Annotated in this window: 11 protein-coding genes; 7 read left to right on the top strand and 4 right to left on the bottom strand. The window is 70.8% G+C overall.

The features are described from left to right. Nucleotides 1-7: 7 nt before the first annotated feature. Nucleotides 8-2,212, top strand: a complete 2,205-nt coding sequence (locus tag ACZ4NB_RS21520) for a 3-hydroxyacyl-CoA dehydrogenase NAD-binding domain-containing protein (protein WP_467663734.1) — start codon at nucleotides 8-10, stop codon at nucleotides 2,210-2,212. A 36-nt stretch (nucleotides 2,213-2,248) separates the two neighbouring features. On the opposite strand, the gene ACZ4NB_RS21515 is transcribed toward ACZ4NB_RS21520, so the two are convergent. Beyond that, nucleotides 2,249-3,016, bottom strand: coding sequence for a MerR family transcriptional regulator (locus ACZ4NB_RS21515; RefSeq protein ID WP_467663732.1), 768 nt, complete (start codon nucleotides 3,014-3,016; stop codon nucleotides 2,249-2,251). A 124-nt stretch (nucleotides 3,017-3,140) separates the two neighbouring features. On the opposite strand from ACZ4NB_RS21515, the gene ACZ4NB_RS21510 reads away from it, so the two are divergent. Together ACZ4NB_RS21510 and ACZ4NB_RS21505 are read left to right on the top strand one after the other, a co-directional pair. Further along, nucleotides 3,141-4,970: an AMP-dependent synthetase/ligase gene (locus tag ACZ4NB_RS21510; RefSeq protein WP_467663730.1), complete on the top strand. Its 1,830-nt coding sequence runs from the start codon at nucleotides 3,141-3,143 to the stop codon at nucleotides 4,968-4,970. Between the two features lie 132 nt (nucleotides 4,971-5,102). Then, nucleotides 5,103-6,563, top strand: a complete 1,461-nt coding sequence (locus ACZ4NB_RS21505; protein WP_467663728.1) for an amino acid permease — start codon at nucleotides 5,103-5,105, stop codon at nucleotides 6,561-6,563. A gap of 90 nt (nucleotides 6,564-6,653) precedes the next feature. Here ACZ4NB_RS21505 and sph read toward each other — a convergent pair whose 3' ends face one another. After that, on the bottom strand, nucleotides 6,654-7,625 hold the full coding sequence (sph, locus tag ACZ4NB_RS21500) for a sphingomyelin phosphodiesterase (RefSeq protein ID WP_467663726.1): 972 nt from the start codon (nucleotides 7,623-7,625) through the stop codon (nucleotides 6,654-6,656). A 315-nt stretch (nucleotides 7,626-7,940) separates the two neighbouring features. Here sph and ACZ4NB_RS21495 point away from each other — a divergent pair, with 315 nt between their 5' ends. Then, nucleotides 7,941-8,792 (top strand): oxygenase MpaB family protein, encoded by an 852-nt coding sequence (locus ACZ4NB_RS21495; protein WP_467663724.1) that lies wholly within the window; start codon nucleotides 7,941-7,943, stop codon nucleotides 8,790-8,792. Nucleotides 8,793-8,862: 70 nt separating this feature from the next. On the opposite strand, the gene ACZ4NB_RS21490 is transcribed toward ACZ4NB_RS21495, so the two are convergent. Then, nucleotides 8,863-10,359: a M1 family metallopeptidase gene (locus ACZ4NB_RS21490; RefSeq protein ID WP_467663722.1), complete on the bottom strand. Its 1,497-nt coding sequence runs from the start codon at nucleotides 10,357-10,359 to the stop codon at nucleotides 8,863-8,865. Between the two features lie 244 nt (nucleotides 10,360-10,603). On the opposite strand from ACZ4NB_RS21490, the gene ACZ4NB_RS21485 reads away from it, so the two are divergent. The 3 genes from ACZ4NB_RS21485 (at nucleotide 10,604) to ACZ4NB_RS21475 (ending at nucleotide 15,753) form a co-directional block, all read left to right on the top strand. Further along, a complete protein-coding gene (locus tag ACZ4NB_RS21485; protein ID WP_467664023.1) occupies nucleotides 10,604-12,541 on the top strand; it encodes a Xaa-Pro dipeptidyl-peptidase in 1,938 nt (645 codons plus the stop codon). Between the two features lie 85 nt (nucleotides 12,542-12,626). After that, nucleotides 12,627-13,973, top strand: a complete 1,347-nt coding sequence (locus tag ACZ4NB_RS21480; RefSeq protein ID WP_467663720.1) for a M14 family metallopeptidase — start codon at nucleotides 12,627-12,629, stop codon at nucleotides 13,971-13,973. A 79-nt stretch (nucleotides 13,974-14,052) separates the two neighbouring features. Next, the gene (locus tag ACZ4NB_RS21475; protein ID WP_467664022.1) at nucleotides 14,053-15,753 is read left to right on the top strand and encodes a BCCT family transporter; all 1,701 of its coding nucleotides are present in this window, start codon (nucleotides 14,053-14,055) and stop codon (nucleotides 15,751-15,753) included. Nucleotides 15,754-15,875: 122 nt separating this feature from the next. Here ACZ4NB_RS21475 and ACZ4NB_RS21470 read toward each other — a convergent pair whose 3' ends face one another. Then, nucleotides 15,876-16,859: an FAD-dependent oxidoreductase gene (locus ACZ4NB_RS21470; protein ID WP_467663719.1), complete on the bottom strand. Its 984-nt coding sequence runs from the start codon at nucleotides 16,857-16,859 to the stop codon at nucleotides 15,876-15,878. Between the last annotated feature and the right edge of the window lie 47 nt (nucleotides 16,860-16,906).

Here is a 16,906-nt window from a genome sequence, read left to right as displayed (position 1 = left end):
ACGCACCATGAGTGAATCCGCCGCTTTGTCGACCATCCGCTGGGAACAGGACGAGACCGGCATCGTCACGCTGGTCCTGGACGACCCCGACCAGTCCGCCAACACCATGAACAACGCCTTCAAGACCTCCCTCACCGCGGTCGCCGACCGCCTGGAGGCCGAGAAGGACAGCATCCGCGGCATCATCTTCACGTCCGCCAAGAAGACCTTCTTCGCCGGCGGCGACCTGCGCGATCTGATCGCCGTCACACCCGCCCAGGCGCAGCAGGTCTTCGAGGCGGGCAACGGCATCAAGCGCGATCTGCGCCGTATCGAGACCCTCGGCAAGCCGGTCGTCGCCGCCATCAACGGCGCGGCGCTGGGCGGCGGTTACGAGATCGCGCTCGCCTGCCACCACCGCATCGCCCTCGACACCCCCGGCACCAAGATCGGCCTGCCCGAGGTCACCCTCGGCCTGCTGCCGGCCGGCGGCGGCGTCACCCGTACGGTCCGGCTGCTCGGCATCGCCGACGCGCTGCTGAAGGTGCTGCTGCAGGGCACGCAGTACAACGCCACCCGCGCCAAGGAAGCCGGGCTGATCCACGAGGTCGCGACCACCCCCGAGGAGCTGCTCGCCAAGGCCCGCGCCTTCGTCGAGGAGCACCCCGAGTCCCAGCAGCCCTGGGACGTCAAGGGCTACCGCATCCCCGGCGGCACGCCCGCCCAGCCGAAGTTCGCGGCCAACCTCCCGGCGTTCCCCGCCAACCTCAAGAAGCAGCTCGGCGGCGCGCCGTACCCCGCCCCGCGCAACATCCTCGCCGCGGCCGTGGAGGGTTCCCAGGTCGACTTCGAGACCGCGCAGACCATCGAGGCGCGGTACTTCGTCGAGCTGGTCACCGGCCAGATCTCCAAGAACATGATCCAGGCGTTCTTCTTCGACCTGCAGGCCGTGAACTCGGGTGCCAACCGGCCCAAGGACATCGAGCCCCGCAAGGTGGAGAAGGTCGCGGTCCTCGGCGCCGGCATGATGGGCGCGGGCATCGCGTACTCCTGCGCCAGGGCCGGGATGCAGGTCGTCCTCAAGGACGTCTCCCTGGAGGCGGCCGAGAAGGGCAAGGCGTATGCGGAGGGGCTGCTCGCCAAGGCGCTCTCCCGGGGCCGTACGACCGAGCAGCAGCGCGACGAGCTGCTGGCGCGCATCACGCCCACCGCGGAGCCGGCCGACCTCGCGGGCTGCGACGCCGTCATCGAGGCGGTCTTCGAGGACATCGGCCTCAAGCACAAGGTGTTCAAGGAGATCCAGCACATCGTCGCGCCCGACGCGCTGCTGTGCTCCAACACCTCCACGCTGCCCATCACGCTGCTGGCCGAGGGCGTCGAGCGCGACCGGGACTTCATCGGGCTGCACTTCTTCTCGCCGGTCGACAAGATGCCGCTGGTGGAGATCATCAAGGGGGAGCGGACCGGCGACGAGGCGCTGGCCCGCGCCTTCGACCTGGTCCGCCAGATCAAGAAGACCCCGATCGTGGTCAACGACTCGCGCGGCTTCTTCACCTCCCGTGTGATCGGCCACTTCATCAACGAGGGCGTGGCGATGATCGGCGAGGGCCTCGACCCGGCGTCCGTCGAGCAGGCCGCCGCCCAGGCCGGCTACCCGGCCAAGGTGCTGTCCCTGATGGACGAGCTGACCCTCACCCTGCCGCGGAAGATCCGCGCGGAGACCCGGCGGGCGGTCGAGGAGTCCGGCGGCACCTGGCAGCCGCACCCGGCCGACGAGGTCATCGACCGGATGGTCGACGAGTTCGGGCGCCCCGGCCGCAGCGGCGGTGCCGGCTTCTACGAGTACGGCGAGGACGGTCGGCGCGCGGGTCTGTGGCCCGGACTGCGCGAGCACTTCGCCGTGGAGGGGGCCGGTATCCCGTTCATCGACATGCAGGAGCGGATGCTCTTCGCCGAGGCGCTGGACACCGTCCGCTGCTTCGAGGAGGGCGTGCTCACGTCCGTCGCCGACGCCAACATCGGCTCCATCTTCGGCATCGGCTTCCCGGGCTGGACCGGCGGCGTGATCCAGTACATCAACGGATACCACGGTGGGCCAGGGCGGGAGGAACTCGTCGGTCTGCCCGGATTCGTGGCCCGCGCCCGCGAGCTGCAGGCGGCCTACGGCGACCGGTTCGCGCCGTCGGCGCTGCTGGTCGAGAAGGCCGAGAAGGGCGAGAAGTTCAGCGACTGACGGGTCACGGGGCGGGCCCGCCGCGGCCCCGCCCCGTCACTCCGGCGGGATCTGCGGGCCGCCGTCCCGGCGGCCCGCCTCGCCCTCCTTGCCGAACCACTCCCGCAGCTCCTGCTTCATCGACCGCTGGAAGGCGGTGACCAGTGCCTGCACCACCATCGGCTGCATATGGGCGGAGAGCGACTTCATCCGCGCCATCTCCTCCTCGTCCGGCCCGCCGTCCCGGTACGGCTCCCATACCTCGTCCTTGAACAGCCGGCTCAGCTCGCGGGCCGCCGAGCGGGTGTGCTCGATGACGACGGTGCGCGCCGCGAGGATGGTCTCCAGCGCGATCGGCACGTCCAGCAGCCGGGTGCCCAGGTGCAGCAGACCGGGGTCGACGCGGAAGACCCGCGGGTCCTCGGTCCGTACGAGCACGCTCATCGCCGCCAGCCGGTCCAGGTCCTCCTCGGTCAGCTGCCGGCCGACCCGGCGCTCCAGCTGCTCCCGGGTGGCGTCCTCGGCCTTGTCCGGAACCCAACTCGCCACCAGCGCACGGTGGATGGCCAGGTCCTGGGCGCTCAGATCGGGCGGCAGCTGCGCCAGGTAGCGTTCGATGGCCGAGAGCGTCAGGCCCTGGTGCTGGAGCTCCTCGATGAGCGCGAGCCGTGAGAGGTGGTCGGGGCCGTAGCGGCCGACCCGGCGCGGACCGAGCTCCGGCGGCGGCAGCAGACCGCGGGTGCTGTAGAAGCGGATCGTGCGGACCGTCACCCCGGCACGGGCGGCCAGTTCGTCGACGGTCAGACCGGTGGCGGACTCCATCATGTTCAACAGTATTGCTGTCTCACCACTCTTGTGAAACCTTCTGGAACCTTCCCGACCGCGCCGCGTCCGCAGTCGGCGCCGCGGTTCGGTCCGCAGAGCAGGCCCACATCATCAGGAGGCCGCGTTGACCACGACCCTGCGCATGCCCGGTGCACCGGACGAACTCACCCTCCCCGCACTGCTGTTGCGCAACGCCGAGGACCACGGGGAGCTGCCGGCGCTCTCCTGGCGCGGTGCCGAGGACGCCGGCTGGGACACGCTGAGCTGGGCCGAGGCGCGCCAACGGGTCGCGGAGCTGGCCGCCGGATACCGCTCGCTCGGCGTACACCGCGGGGAGATCGTGCTGCTCATGATGGGCAACCGCCCCGAGCACTGGCTCAGCGATCTCGCCCTGGTGCACCTCGGAGCGATCCCGGTGACGGTGTACGGCACCGCCGCGTCCGAGCAGATCGCCCATATCGCCCGGCACAGCAGGGCCCGCTTCGCCGTCCTGGAAGGCCCGCACGAGCTGGGGCGCTGGGAGCCGCTGCTCGACGACGCCGCCGCCCGGCTGGAGCGGCTGGTGGTCGTCGAGCCGGGGGAGACGGCCGGTGACGGCCGGCGGGAGAGCTTCGCGGCGCTGGCCCGGCGGGGTGCCGAGCGGTACGACCCCGAGGCGTTCGAGGAGGGGTGGCGGCAGGTGCGGGCCGGCGACCCCCTGACCGTCGTCTACACCTCCGGCACCACCGGTGATCCCAAGGGCGTGCTGGTCAGCCAGCGCAATGTGCTGCTCAACGCGGTGGCCCTGGACGCGGTGGTGGAGCTGCCCGATCACGCCGAGCACCTCTGCTACCTCCCCTTCGCGCATATCGCCGAGCGGATGCTGGGCAGCTATCTGCCGGTCTTCCGGGCCGGGCACGTCTATCTGTGCGGGGATCCGTCGGCGGTCGCCCGGACCGCGCGCGAGCTGCGTCCGACGGAGTTCTTCGGGGTGCCGCGGGTGTGGGAGAAGCTGGCGGCGTCGGTGCGGGCCGCCCTCGCGCTGCTCCCCGAGGAGCGGCGGGCGGCGGTGGCGGCGGCGGGGGAGTGCGCCCGGGCGTATGTCGACTGCCGGGAGCGCGGCGAGCGCCCCGGCGATGCGCTGGCGGAGGCGTACGGCAGGGCGAAGGCCGAGGTGCTCGATCCGCTGCTGGCGCAGGCCGGCTTCGACCGCCTGGTGTGGACGGCGAGCGCCTCCGCGCCGATGCCCCCGGACGTGGTGCGGTTCTGGGCCGGTCTGGGCATCGTGGTCATGGATGCCTGGGGGCTGACAGAGACGGCGGGGGTGTGCACCGCGAACGGCCCCGGCGCGTTCCGGCTGGGTTCGGTCGGCCGTCCGATCGACGGCGTCCAGGTGCGTACGGCCGACGACGGGGAGATCGAGGTCCGGGGCCGGACGGTGTGCGAGGGGTATCTGCGGGCCGACGGATCGGTGGAGCCGGTGACCGGCGCCGATGGCTGGTTCGCGACGGGTGACATCGGCCGGGTCGATGGGGACGGCTTCCTCTGGCTGACCGACCGCAAGAAGGAAATGATCGTGACCTCGACGGGCAAGAACGTCTCGCCCGCGCTGGTGGAGAACCTCCTCAAGGAGCATCCGCTGATCGGGCAGGCGCTGGTGCACGGCGATGGCCGGTCCTATCTGGTCGCGCTGCTGGTCCTGGACGGGGAGCTGGCCCCGGCCTGGGCGGCGCGGCGCGGCATCGAGGGGACGCTGCGAGAGCTGGCCGGGCATCGGGAGGTAAGGGCGGAGGTCGAGCGGGCCGTCGCGGCGGCGAATTCACGCCTGAACAGAACTGAACAGGTCAAGAAGTTTTCGCTGCTGAGTGAGGAATGGGGTCCGGAATCGGGTGAACTGACGCCCTCCTTGAAATTGCGTCGCCGGATAATTACCGCCAAATACGGACAAATCTTGGATGGCCTATACACGCTGTGATCTTGCCCACAGACGGGGGGCCGCTCTTCAGGGAAGGTGTGCCGTCGGCCGCCGCGCGATCCGCGGGATCCGGCCATCGCTCAAGCGCCTGCCTCGTAGGCGACGCCTGCCCGAAAGCGAGTACCACCAGCAGTGAGCACAGAAACCGTCACCGAGACAGCCCACAGGTCACCTGACGGGGGGAGCGCCGCGCAGCAGGATGCGGGCGATGCGGGCTACAGCAAGGGCCTCAAGGGCCGGCACATCAACATGATCGCCATCGGTGGGGCGATCGGAACCGGCCTCTTCCTGGGCGCCGGCGGACGGTTGCACTCCGCGGGACCCGCGCTGGCCGTCGCCTACGCCGTCTGCGGCCTCTTCGCCTTCTTCGTCGTGCGGGCCCTGGGCGAGCTGGTGGTGCACCGCCCCTCGTCCGGTTCGTTCGTCTCCTACGCCCGTGAGTTCCTGGGCGAGAAGGGTGCCTACGTCGCCGGCTGGATGTACGTCGTCAACTGGTCGACGACCGGTATCGCCGACATCACCGCGATCGCGCTCTACACCCACTACTGGAGCCTGTTCACCGACATCCCGCAGTGGGTGATGGCGCTGATCGCCCTGGCGGTCGTGCTGTCGGTGAACCTGATCTCGGTGAAGATCTTCGGTGAGCTGGAGTTCTGGTTCGCGATCATCAAGGTCGCCGCGCTGGTCGTCTTCATGTTCATCGGCATCTTCCTGCTGGCCACCCAGCACCCGGTCGACGGCCATACGCCGGGACTGAATCTGATCACCGACCACGGCGGTCTCTTCCCGACCGGCCTGCTCCCCGTGGTGATCGTGCTCCAGGGTGTCGTCTTCGCCTACTCCGCGGTCGAGCTGGTCGGTGTCACCGCAGGTGAGACCGGTGAGCCGCAGAAGGTCGTGCCGAAGGCCGTCAACTCCATCATGTGGCGGGTGGGCATCTTCTACGTCGGCTCCGTGGTGCTGCTCGCGATGCTGCTGCCCTGGAACAAGTACACCGGCGGCGAGAGCCCCTTCGTGACGGTGCTGTCCAACGTCGGCGTCCCGGCGGCGGGCGATGTGATGAACCTGGTCGTGCTGACCGCGGCGATGTCCAGCCTGAACTCCGGGCTGTACTCGACCGGCCGCATCCTGCGCTCCATGTCGATGGCGGGCTCGGCGCCGAAGTTCGTCGGCCGGATGAACCGCAACCAGGTGCCGTACGGCGGCATCATGCTCACCGCCGCGGTGTGTGTGCTGGGCGTCGCGCTCAACTACGTCGTGCCGGGCCAGGCGTTCGAGATCGTGCTGAACATCGCGGCGCTGGGCATCGTCAGCACCTGGTGCACGATCATGATCTGCCACATGGTGTTCGTGCGCCGCGCCAAGGCCGGTCTGGTCGAGCGCCCGCGCTTCCGGCTGCCGGGCACGCCGGTCACCGACATCGCCACCATCGCGTTCCTGATCGGCGTCATCGTGCTGATGTGGTTCGACGACGGTGTCGGCCGGCAGACCGTGCTGCTGATCCCGGTCATCGGCGCCGCGCTGGTCGCCGGCTGGTTCGCGGTCCGCGGCCGGGTCGCCCGGATCGCCGAGGAGCGCGAGCTGACGAAGTAGCCGCGCGGTAGCGGACACCCGAGGAATCGAGGGCGGTCGCAGAGGTCGAGAGACCTCCGCGACCGCCCTCGCGCTGTCCCGGGCGACCGGTCAGCCGCCGATCACCGGATAGTGGTCGGAGAGGTTGGTGTACGTGTAGTCCTTGCCCCAGCTGGAGACCGTCCAGGGCGCCGACTCCTCCTTGACCACCTCGTTCCGCCATCCGGCGGGCCGGGCGTGGCCGTTGCGGTGCAGGACGTAGTCCAGGTCCTCGCGGGGGTCGTCCGGGTAGCGGTACTTCGCGATGGAGTTGTCCTGGGTGTCGAAGGAGTACGGGTGGCCGGTGCGGCTGTCGGCGGGAGCCAGGTCGCCGTTGCCGAGCAGCGCGTGGTACTCGTCGCTGTGCGAGTCGATGTTGAGGTCGCCGGCGACCATGACCTCCTCGTCCGCCGGGATGTTCTTGGCGTCCAGGAAGGCGTCCATCTCCTTGAGCTGCTTGGCGCGGTCCGCCGCCGCCTCGCCCGCCTTGCAGCCCGAGTCGGTGGACTGGGTGTGGGTGCCGACGATGTGCACCTTGGTGCCGTCGACGTCCAACACGGCATAGACGAAGCCCTTGTTGGAGAGGGAATCCGCACCGCAGGCGTCCTTGTAGACGTACTGCTCCTTGCGCAGGACCGGCCACTTGCTCAGCAGCGTCACCCCGCCGTCCTCCGGGGCGGTGGCCGAGTACGCGCCGCCGGTGGCGTCCCAGCCGTCCTTGCTGCGGCCGACCACCGGGGTCTGGTGCGGATACTGCGCCGCGGCCCGGGACTTGAGGGCGTCGGAGGAGGAGTTGTCGAACGCCTCCTGGAGGACGACGACATCGTGGCCCTGGAAGAAGTCCGCGTCCGCGATCGCCTGCGCCCGGTGGTCCTGGCCCCAGTTGGGGTAGAGGTTCTTGCTCATGAGGAAGGCGTTGTAGGTGAGTACCTTCAGATGAGGGGCGGTGGCTGCCGAACTGGGGGACGCGGCGGCGAGGGTGACGGCGGCCAAGGCGGCGGCTGCCGCGGCTGCCCGGGACACGCGCAGCGGAGAAGGCGACACGGGGACTCCCTGTGGGGTGGGGGTGAGTTCCGGCGACGCACATCAAATCAGCTGGGGTTACTTCGAGGTAACCATCCGGGGGCAACGAGATGGAGGGGAACGGGATTTACCGTTCGAGGCGGATGACCGGCCGCGGTCGCGAGCGGGGGCGACCGGTGCCAGGTCGGTGGCCGGGCGAGTGGGGCGCGGTGGCCGCAGGGCGGTCCGGTGGCGGGCCGCGGCGCCGGCGCTACGGTGATCTGCGGGAAGGCGCGCCGGCCGGGGAAGGGCCCCTGCCCGCGGGCCGCCGAGAGCGGCCGTATGATGACTAATACCATGAATACGGTGGAAACATACCCAAAACCCCCGCCGGTCGGAGGTGTGCTCTGGTCGATGGTCGGGGACATCCGCATGCTGCTCACCCTGCCGCCGGCGCTGGCGATGCAGGTCGCGCACCCGGCGGTGGGCGCCGGCGTGGACGATCACTCCGTCTTCCGCACCGACCCGTGGGGCCGCGGCGAGCGCTCGCTGACCTCGCTGCAGCTGTGGGTGTACGGCGGTGAGGGCGCGGCCGAGGAGGGCCGGCGGCTGCGGCGGCTGCACCGGACGATCCAGGGCACCGACGCCCACGGCCACAGGTACCACGCGCTGACCCCCGCCTACTACGCCTGGGTGCACGCCACCGGCTACCCCGTCTTCCGGTACGCCCAGCGCTACCTCGGCCGCCCCTTCACCGAGGCGCAGGAGCGCCAGCTCTACGCGGAGTGGCTCCAGGTCGGCCGGATCCTGGGTATCCACGACCGCGATATGCCGCAGACCATCGAGGAGTTCTGGCCTTACTACCGCAAGGTCCTCGACAACGACCTCGAAGCCACCGTGGTGGTAAGGGAGTTGATCGCGACCGACCCGCCGCTGCCGGTCCCCGACCGCGGCCCGCGCTGGCTGCGGCTGCTGCTCCGGCTCAGCTGGCCGTGGCTGCGCCCGCGGTTCGCCCGCTTCCGGCGGTTCGTCACGATCGGGCTGATGCCGCCGGACGCCCGGCAGGCCATCGGCCTGGAGTGGACCGATGCGCAGGAGCGCCGGCTGCGCCGCTTCGGGCGGGTGGTCCGCGCGGTGGTCCCGGCCCTGCCGGAGCGGCTGCGCTTCATGCCGATCGCGCGCCGGGCCCGCCGGGCGGCGCGGACGTAGCCGCGTACGAACGGAGCCGGGGGCGGGAAACCCGCCGCCCCCGGCTCCGGACGGTTCACCCGACCACGGATCAGTGGCCGTGCACCCCGTGCACGTCGTGGGTGGCCGCGATCTGCTTCCACGACCTGGGCTGGGCGACCGGCCCGCGCTGCGCGCCGAGCGCCTGCCGGGCCGCGCCCGCCGCCGGCCGCTGCGGCTGGAACAGCCAGGTGTCGAAGAAGTCGGCCAGCTGCTTGCCGGACTTCTGCTCGGCGAACTTCACGAAGTCGGCCACCGAGGCGTTGCCGTACGCGTGCTCCGTCTGCCAGGACTTGAGGATGTCGAAGAAGACCTTGTCGCCGACCTTGTTGCGGAGCGCCTGGAGGGTCAGCGCGCCACGGTCGTAGACGGCGCCGTCGAACTGGTTCTCCGCGCCCGGGTTGCCCGGCTTGACCTTCCAGAACGGGTCATCGGCAGGGTGCTGGGCGTAGACGTAGTCCGCCAGCTCCTGAGCGGTGCCCTCGCCCTCCTTCTCCGACCACAGCCACTGGCTGTAGGCGGCGAAGCCCTCGTTGATCCAGATGTCCTTCCAGTCCTTGAGCGAGACGTTGTCGCCGTACCACTGGTGGGCCAGCTCATGCACCACGACCGAGACGTTCGTACCGCGGTCGAAGGCCTTCTTGCCGTAGAAGGGGCGGGTCTGGGTCTCCAGCGCGTACCCGGCCGGCACGTTGGGAACGTAGCCGCCGACCGCGTTGAACGGGTAGGGGCCGAAGACGCTCTCCAGCCACTCGGTGATCTCGGTGGTGCGCTCGATGCTCGCCCGCGCCGACCCCTCGTTCGCGCCGAGGTCCTTGCTGACGGCGTTGATCACCGGCAGGCCGTTCGCGGTCTTGTCGGTGGTGATGTCGAACTTGCCGACGGCCAGCGTCGTCAGGTACGTCGCCTGCGGCTTGTCCGAGCGCCAGTTGTAGCGCGTCCAGCCGAGCTTGGAGGACTGTGAGGCCAGTACGCCGTTGCTCAGGGCCTGGGTGCCGTCCGGGACCGCCACCGAGATGTCGTAGGTGGCCTTGTCGGTCGGGTGGTCGTTGCTCGGGTACCACCACACGGCGGCGTCCGGCTCCTGCGCCACCACACCGCCGTCGGGCGTACGGGCCCAGGCGGAGTAGCCGTCTATCTTCAGCTCGGAGGGCTTGCCCGCGTAGCGGACCACCACGCTGATCTGCCTGCCCTTCTCCAGCGGCGTGGCCGGGGTGACCTCCAGCTCGTGCTTGCCGGACGTGGCGAAGGCGGCCTTCTTGCCGTTGACCCGGATCTCGCTGACCTTCAGGCCGAAGTCCAGGTTGAAGCGGGAGAGGTCCTGGGTGGTCTTGGCGAGCAGCGTCGCCGTACCCTCCAGCAGGTCCGTCTTGGGCTGGTACTTCAGGCGCAGGTCGTAGTGGGAAACGTCGTATCCGCCGTTTCCGCTCTCCGGGTAGTAGGTGTCGCCCACACCGGGAGCGCCGGGCGAGAAGTCGGCCGCCGATGCCGGGATCGCCAGCAGCAGGCTGAGCGCGGCCGCGCCCGGGACGAGGAGTCTGTGACGCACGAGTCCTCCAACTCGTAGGGGGGATGGCTCGCTTCAGACCCTATGCAGTCCTTCGGGCCGGAGTCATGTACATGGCCCGATCTGACATATGACCGACATGAACCACCATCTGCCCCGGTGGCCCTTCGCGCCACCGGCCCCCCCACCGGCACCGAACGCGCCGCCGCGTTCACCCGCACTCTTACGCCGGCGAGTTGCGCCGCGCTACCGTCCGCCCGTGACGAATCCTGCGCGGTTCCCCCGCATGCCCTTCACAGCGCTCGTGCTGGCGGCCGTCGCCGCCCTGCTGTCCGCCCTGATCGGGCCGGCCACCGCGCAGGCGGCGCCCGGCGAGAGCAGACCCGTGTACTCCTACGACCGCGCGATACGCGCCTCGGTCTGGGTCGACACCGGGCTCGACGGCGACGAGGACGGGCGCACCGACCGCGTCGCCGTCGACATCGTGCGGCCCTCCGAACCGGCCAGGGAGGGCCGCCGGGTCCCGGTGATCATGGACGCCAGTCCGTACTACTCCTGCTGCGGACGCGGCAACGAGAGCCAGAAGAAGACCTACGACGAACGGGGCCGGCCGGTCCAGTTCCCGCTCTACTACGACAACTACTTCGTGCCGCGCGGCTATGCGGCGGTCCTGGTCGACCTGGCCGGCACCAACCGCTCGGACGGCTGCGTCGACGTCGGCGGCCGCTCCGACATCCAGTCGGCCAGGGCCGTCGTCGACTGGCTGGGCGGCCGGGGCCGCGCCTACAGCGCCCGCAGCGGAGGCAGACCCGTCACGGCCGACTGGTCCAACGGCAGCACCGGCATGATCGGCAAGAGCTGGGACGCCACCATCGCCAGCGGCGTCGCGGCCACCGGCGTCAAGGGCCTCAAGACCATCGTCCCGATCGCCGGCATCTCCTCCTGGTACGACTACTACTTCGCCAAGGGCGCCCCGCTCTACGACTCGGGCCCGGACTCCCTCGCGCGCCTGGTCGAGAGCCCCGACGCGCAGCGAGGCTGCGCCGCCGTACAGCGCAAGCTCGTCGAGGGCGCACCGCGCAGCGGCGACTGGACCGGACTGTGGACCGAACGGGACTACGTCCGCGACGCGGGCAAGGTCCGGGCCAGCGTCTTCATGGTGCACGGCATGCAGGACCTCAACGTCCGCACCCGGAACGCCGGCCAGTGGTGGGACGCGCTCGCCCGGCACGGCGTCGAGCGCAAGATCTGGCTCTCCCAGACCGGGCACGTCGACCCCTTCGACTACCGGCGCGCGGACTGGGTCAAGACCCTGCACCACTGGTTCGACCACTATCTGATGGGCTACGACAACGGCATCGACCGCGCCCCGATGGCCGATATCGAACGCTCGCCCGGCAAGTGGACCACCGACCCGCAATGGCCCGCCCCCGGCACCTCCGCGACCACCGTCCGGCCGCGCGGCGGCAGCGCCCCCGGCGTCGGCGTCCTGGGCACCGAGCAGGCCCCGCCGGGCACCACCGAGAGCTTCACCGACGACCCGCGGCTGAGCGAGGCCGACTGGGCCGCGCACATCGACGAACCCACGGCGGCCAAGGCCGGGTTCACCACCGGGCCGCTGCGCGCACCGCTGCGGCTGTCCGGCTCCGGCACGGTCACCGTGACCGCCACGCCGTCCACCACGACCGCCCACCTCTCCGCCGTCCTGGTCGACCTCGGCCCCGACACCATCCGCGACTACGCCGACGAGGGCGAGGGCATCACCACCCTCGACCGGGTCACCTGCTGGGGCGAGGGGACCAAGGGCGACACCGGCTGCTTCAAGGAGACCGCCGCCGACACCCGGAAGGTCGGGCACACGGTCTTCAGCCGCGGCTGGGCCGACCTCGGCAACTACGCCGATCCGCACAAGGGCCGCCCGCTCACCCCCGGCAAGCCCTACACCCTCACCCTGGACCTCGCCGCGAGCGACCACGTCGTGCCCGCCGGGCACCGGCTCGCGCTGATCGTGGCCGGGACCGACGCCGGCCTGATCGACCCGCCCTCCTCCCGGCCGCGGCTCACCCTCGATCTGGCCCGCACCTCCGCCGAACTGCCGCTGACCGGCGGCGCCCCGGCCTTCGCACGGGCCATCGGGGGCGCGCCCCGGCAGGCGGAGGACACGGGTCCGCGGTACGGGATCGCACCGCCGCACTCGATCAGCCGGATGCCGCACGCCGGATGACCGGGGCCGCCCCGCAGCGGGCGGCCCGGCTCCACCCCCACCGCACCCCCACCCCCCACCGCTCCACCAAGGGAGGCACCCTCTCGTGATACTCCGCTCCCGCCGCCTGGCCCTCGGGTCCCTGGCGTTCACCCTGACCGCCGCGCTCAGCGCCGCCCTGTCGGCCTCGCCCGCCGGCGCGGCCGGAAACCGGGCACCCCGTACGGGATTTGAAACCAGCCAGGGCGCCCGCTGGACCAGTCAGCCCGAGGAGCAGGAGTTCCTCGCCACCGTCGACCGCGCCACCCCGCGCGTACGGGTCGACCGGATCGGCACCACCCGGCAGGGCCGCCCGCTGCAGCTCGTACGCATCGGCGCCCCGGCCCCCAAGACCCCGGCGGAGGTACGGCGCGGCAACTCCGTGCTGCTGATCTGCTCCCAGCACGGCGACGAGCCCTCCGGCCGCGAGGCATGCCTCGCCACCGTCCGCGACCTCGCCTACGCCAAGGACCCGGCGACCCGGCGCTTCCTGGAGCGCACCACCGTGCTGGTCGTACCGACCGCCAACCCCGACGGCCGGGCCGCGGACACCCGCGGCAACTCCGACGGGGCGGACATCAACCGCGACCACCTCGCCCTGCGCACCGCCGAGGCCCGCGCGATGGCCGCGGTCATCCGCGACAACCGCCCCGACACCCTCTACGACCTGCACGAGTACGGCCCCACCGCCCCGTACTACATGAAGGACGTGCTCTCGCTCTGGCCGCGCAACCTCAACACCTCGGACGCGGTGCACCGCGAAGCCGCCTCGCTCTTCGGCGACTTCCTCGGGCCCGCCGTCCGCAACGCCGGATTCAGCACCGGTGTCTACGGCATCTGGACCGACCCGGAGACCGGCGACCCCGTCCAGCAGGTCGCGGGCGACGGCCAGGAGCGCATCCTGCGCAATACCGCCGGTGTCAAGGGATCCGTCGGGCTGCTCGTCGAGACCCGCGTCGACCCGCTCACGGACGCCGAGAAGGCCGACACCGCGCTCAACAACAGACGCCGGGTGAAATCCCAACTGGCCGCGCTGAAGGGCCTGTTCGCCTTCGCCGATCGGCACCGTGCCCGCGTCGAAGCGGCCACCGCCACCGCCCGGCTCGCCGGCTACGCCGACCGCGGACCGGTCTACCTCGGCGGTGCGGACAACGAACCCGCCCCCGACGGGCGGATCCTGTCCGACCCGCCCTGCGGATACCGCCTGGACGCCGAGCAGTTCGCCGGGCTCAAGGACGAGCTGGACCTGCACGGCGTGACCTACCGGAGCGACCGGGGCGGCGGCGCGCTCGTCCCGCTGCGCCAGTCGCTGCGCGCCCTCGTTCCGCTGCTGCTGGACCGACGGGCCGATTATCACCTTACGGTCGCGACGCCCGTGGACGTCTGCCGTGGTGTGGTAGGGGGTAACGGGTAAGGAAAATATGGGCTATTGAAAGGTTGACTACGTGTCGAACGCAGACAAGGGGACGGGAGACGGGGGTGGCGCGCCATCGGTGGCGGACCTCCCCGTCGACCCGCTGCGGACCGGGCGCCCACACACCGACCGGGTGGTCTTCGGTGTGACCTCACTGCTCACCCTGGCGTTCATCGCCTGGGGAGCGACCTCGACCACCTCGCTCAAGAACGTGTCGACCACGATGCTGAACTGGGTGATCGACAACGGCGGCTGGGCCTTCGTGCTCTCCGCCTCCGGCTTCGTGATCTTCGCGATCTGGCTGGCCGTCAGCAAGTACGGCCGGATCACCCTCGGCAAGGAGGGCGAGGAGCCCGAATTCCGCACGGTGTCGTGGATCGCGATGATGTTCAGCGCCGGTATGGGCATCGGCCTGATGTTCTACGGCGTCAGCGAGCCGCTGGGGCACTTCACCACTCCACCACCGGGCACCGACCCCCAGGACGCCGCCCAGGCGATGGACACGGCGATGGCCACCACGCTGTTCCACTGGACGCTGCATCCATGGGCCATCTACGCGGTCGTGGGTCTGGCCATCGCGTACAGCTGCTTCCGGCGGGGGAGGCGGCAGACGATGAGCGCGGTGTTCAGCCCACTGATCGGTGAGCGGCGGGCGAGCGGCTGGGGCGGCCGGGTCATCGACATCCTGGCCATCTTCGCCACCCTCTTCGGCTCCGCGGCCTCGCTCGGCCTCGGCGCGCTGCAGATCGGCAGCGGCATCAAGGTGCTCGGCTGGATGGACAGTGTCAGCACCACCCTGCTGGTCGGCGTCATCACCGTGCTGACCATCGCCTTCATCCTGTCCGCGGTCTCCGGCATCGCCAAGGGCGTCCAGATGCTGTCCAACATCAACATGGTGCTGGCGCTGATCCTGGCGGTCTTCGTCTTCGTGGTCGGACCGACCATCCTCATCCTCAACCTGGTGCCGACCTCCCTCGGCTCGTTCCTCGGCGAGCTGCCGCAGCTGGCCGGCCGTACGGAGGCCAGCAGCGGCAGCGACGTGGGCGGCTGGCTGCGCAGCTGGACGGTGTTCTACTGGGCGTGGTGGATCTCCTGGACGCCCTTCGTGGGCATGTTCATCGCCCGGATCAGCCGCGGCCGGACGATCCGTCAGTTCATCGGCGGGGTCATCCTCGTACCGAGCGTGGTCAGCCTGCTGTGGTTCGCGGTGTTCGGCGGCTCGGCCATGAAGCTCCAGGACGCAAAGCAGCTCAGCGGTTCGACCACACCCGAGGGTCAGCTCTTCGACGTGCTGCACCAGTACCCGCTCGCCACGCTCACCAGCATCCTCGTGATGATCCTGGTCGGGATCTTCTTCGTCTCCGGCGCCGATGCCGCCTCCATCGTCATGGGCACCCTCTCGCAGCGGGGAACCTTCGAACCGAGCCGACTGGTGGTGGTGTTCTGGGGCGTGGTGACCGGCGCGGTGGCCGCGATCATGCTGCTGATCGGCGGCGGCTCGGGCGATGCGCTGACCGGACTGCAGAACCTCACGATCCTGGTCGCGGTGCCGTTCCTGCTCGTGATGATCGTCATGTGCTGGGCGCTGATGCGGGATCTGCGCAGCGATCCGCTGATCGTGCGCGGCCAGAAGGGCGAGGAGGCCGTAGAGATGGCCGTCATCGCGGGCCATGAACGCTACGACGGGGACTTCGAGTTCCAGATCATGCCCGGCGGCAGCACGAACGGCGCCACCGCCGAGGTGACGGAAGGCGGCCAGGACCTATCGGACAGGGCCTAGGGCCGCAGTCGGGTCCTTGGGCTTCGTGGAGGGTCGGTGGCCGGTGCCGCCGGCCCTCCACGGGCCTGAGGTCTCGGGCCGAGCGTCGCGGACGCGCCTCGGGCCGGCTGGGCCCTACCGCCTCAGGCGTCCCGCACCAGCCGCACCACCTCGTCCGCGCATCCCCACGCCACGGTCACCCCCGCGCCGCCGTGCCCGTAGTTGTGCACGCACAGCGCTCCACCGGGCAGCTGCTCCGCCTCCAGGCGCACGGACGGCCGGGCCGGGCGCAGCCCCACCTTGTGGGCCAGGACCCGGGCCCGCGCCACCTTCGGGAAGTACCGCGCACAGCGCGCCACGATCGCGTCGGCGACCGCCGGATCCGGCTCCCGCAACCAGGCGTTCTCCCGCGCCGTACCACCCAGCACCAGGCCGTACGGCTGCGGCAGCGCATACGCGGTGTCCGCCGCTCCCGATTCCGCGGCCACGAACCACTCCCGCACGCCAGGGTTCTCCACGATCACCAACTGCCCCTGAACGGGGTGCACTTCGTGATCCGGTACCAGGCTCCGCGCGCCCAGCCCCGAGCAGTCGACGACCACGGCCGCCGCCCGGCCCGCCTCGTCCAACGACCGCACCTCGCGCCGTTCGACCACCCCGCCCGCCGCGGCCAACCTCCGCTCCAGATAGCGCAGATGTGTCGGCATGTCGACGAGCGGGGTGCGGGCCCGCCACCCCGACGCGCACCCCTCGAAAAGCTCGTCCGCGCCCGCCCGCCGCAGCCCGGGCACGGCGTCGTACCAGGCCGCAAGACCGTCGTCGGCGGCACTCGGGTCCGTCGAGGCGCTCGCCATCGTGCCGGTCACCATCCGGGCGCCGGTCTCCTGCGGCCGGTGCGCCAGCTCCGCCAGCACCTCGAAGGACCTGACGGACCACCGCACCGCGCGTGCGTAGGGCCGGATGCGATACGGCCAGCACAGCCCGCCGGCCACCGCCGAGGTCGTGGCGGCCGTCGCGTCCCGGCTCACCACCCGTACCCGGTGCCCGCCCTCCGCCAGCGCGATCGCCGACGTCAGCCCGATCACGCCCGCGCCGATCACCCATACGTCATCCGTGTTGAGCGTCATGGCGGGATGGTAGGCGGGGCCCGGTGGAGCGCGCGCCCGCCGGGGAG

This window comes from Streptomyces sp. NPDC026575 (assembly GCF_055567415.1).
Note: the sequence above shows the minus strand (reverse complement) of the source record. Positions and strands in the feature narration are given on the sequence as shown.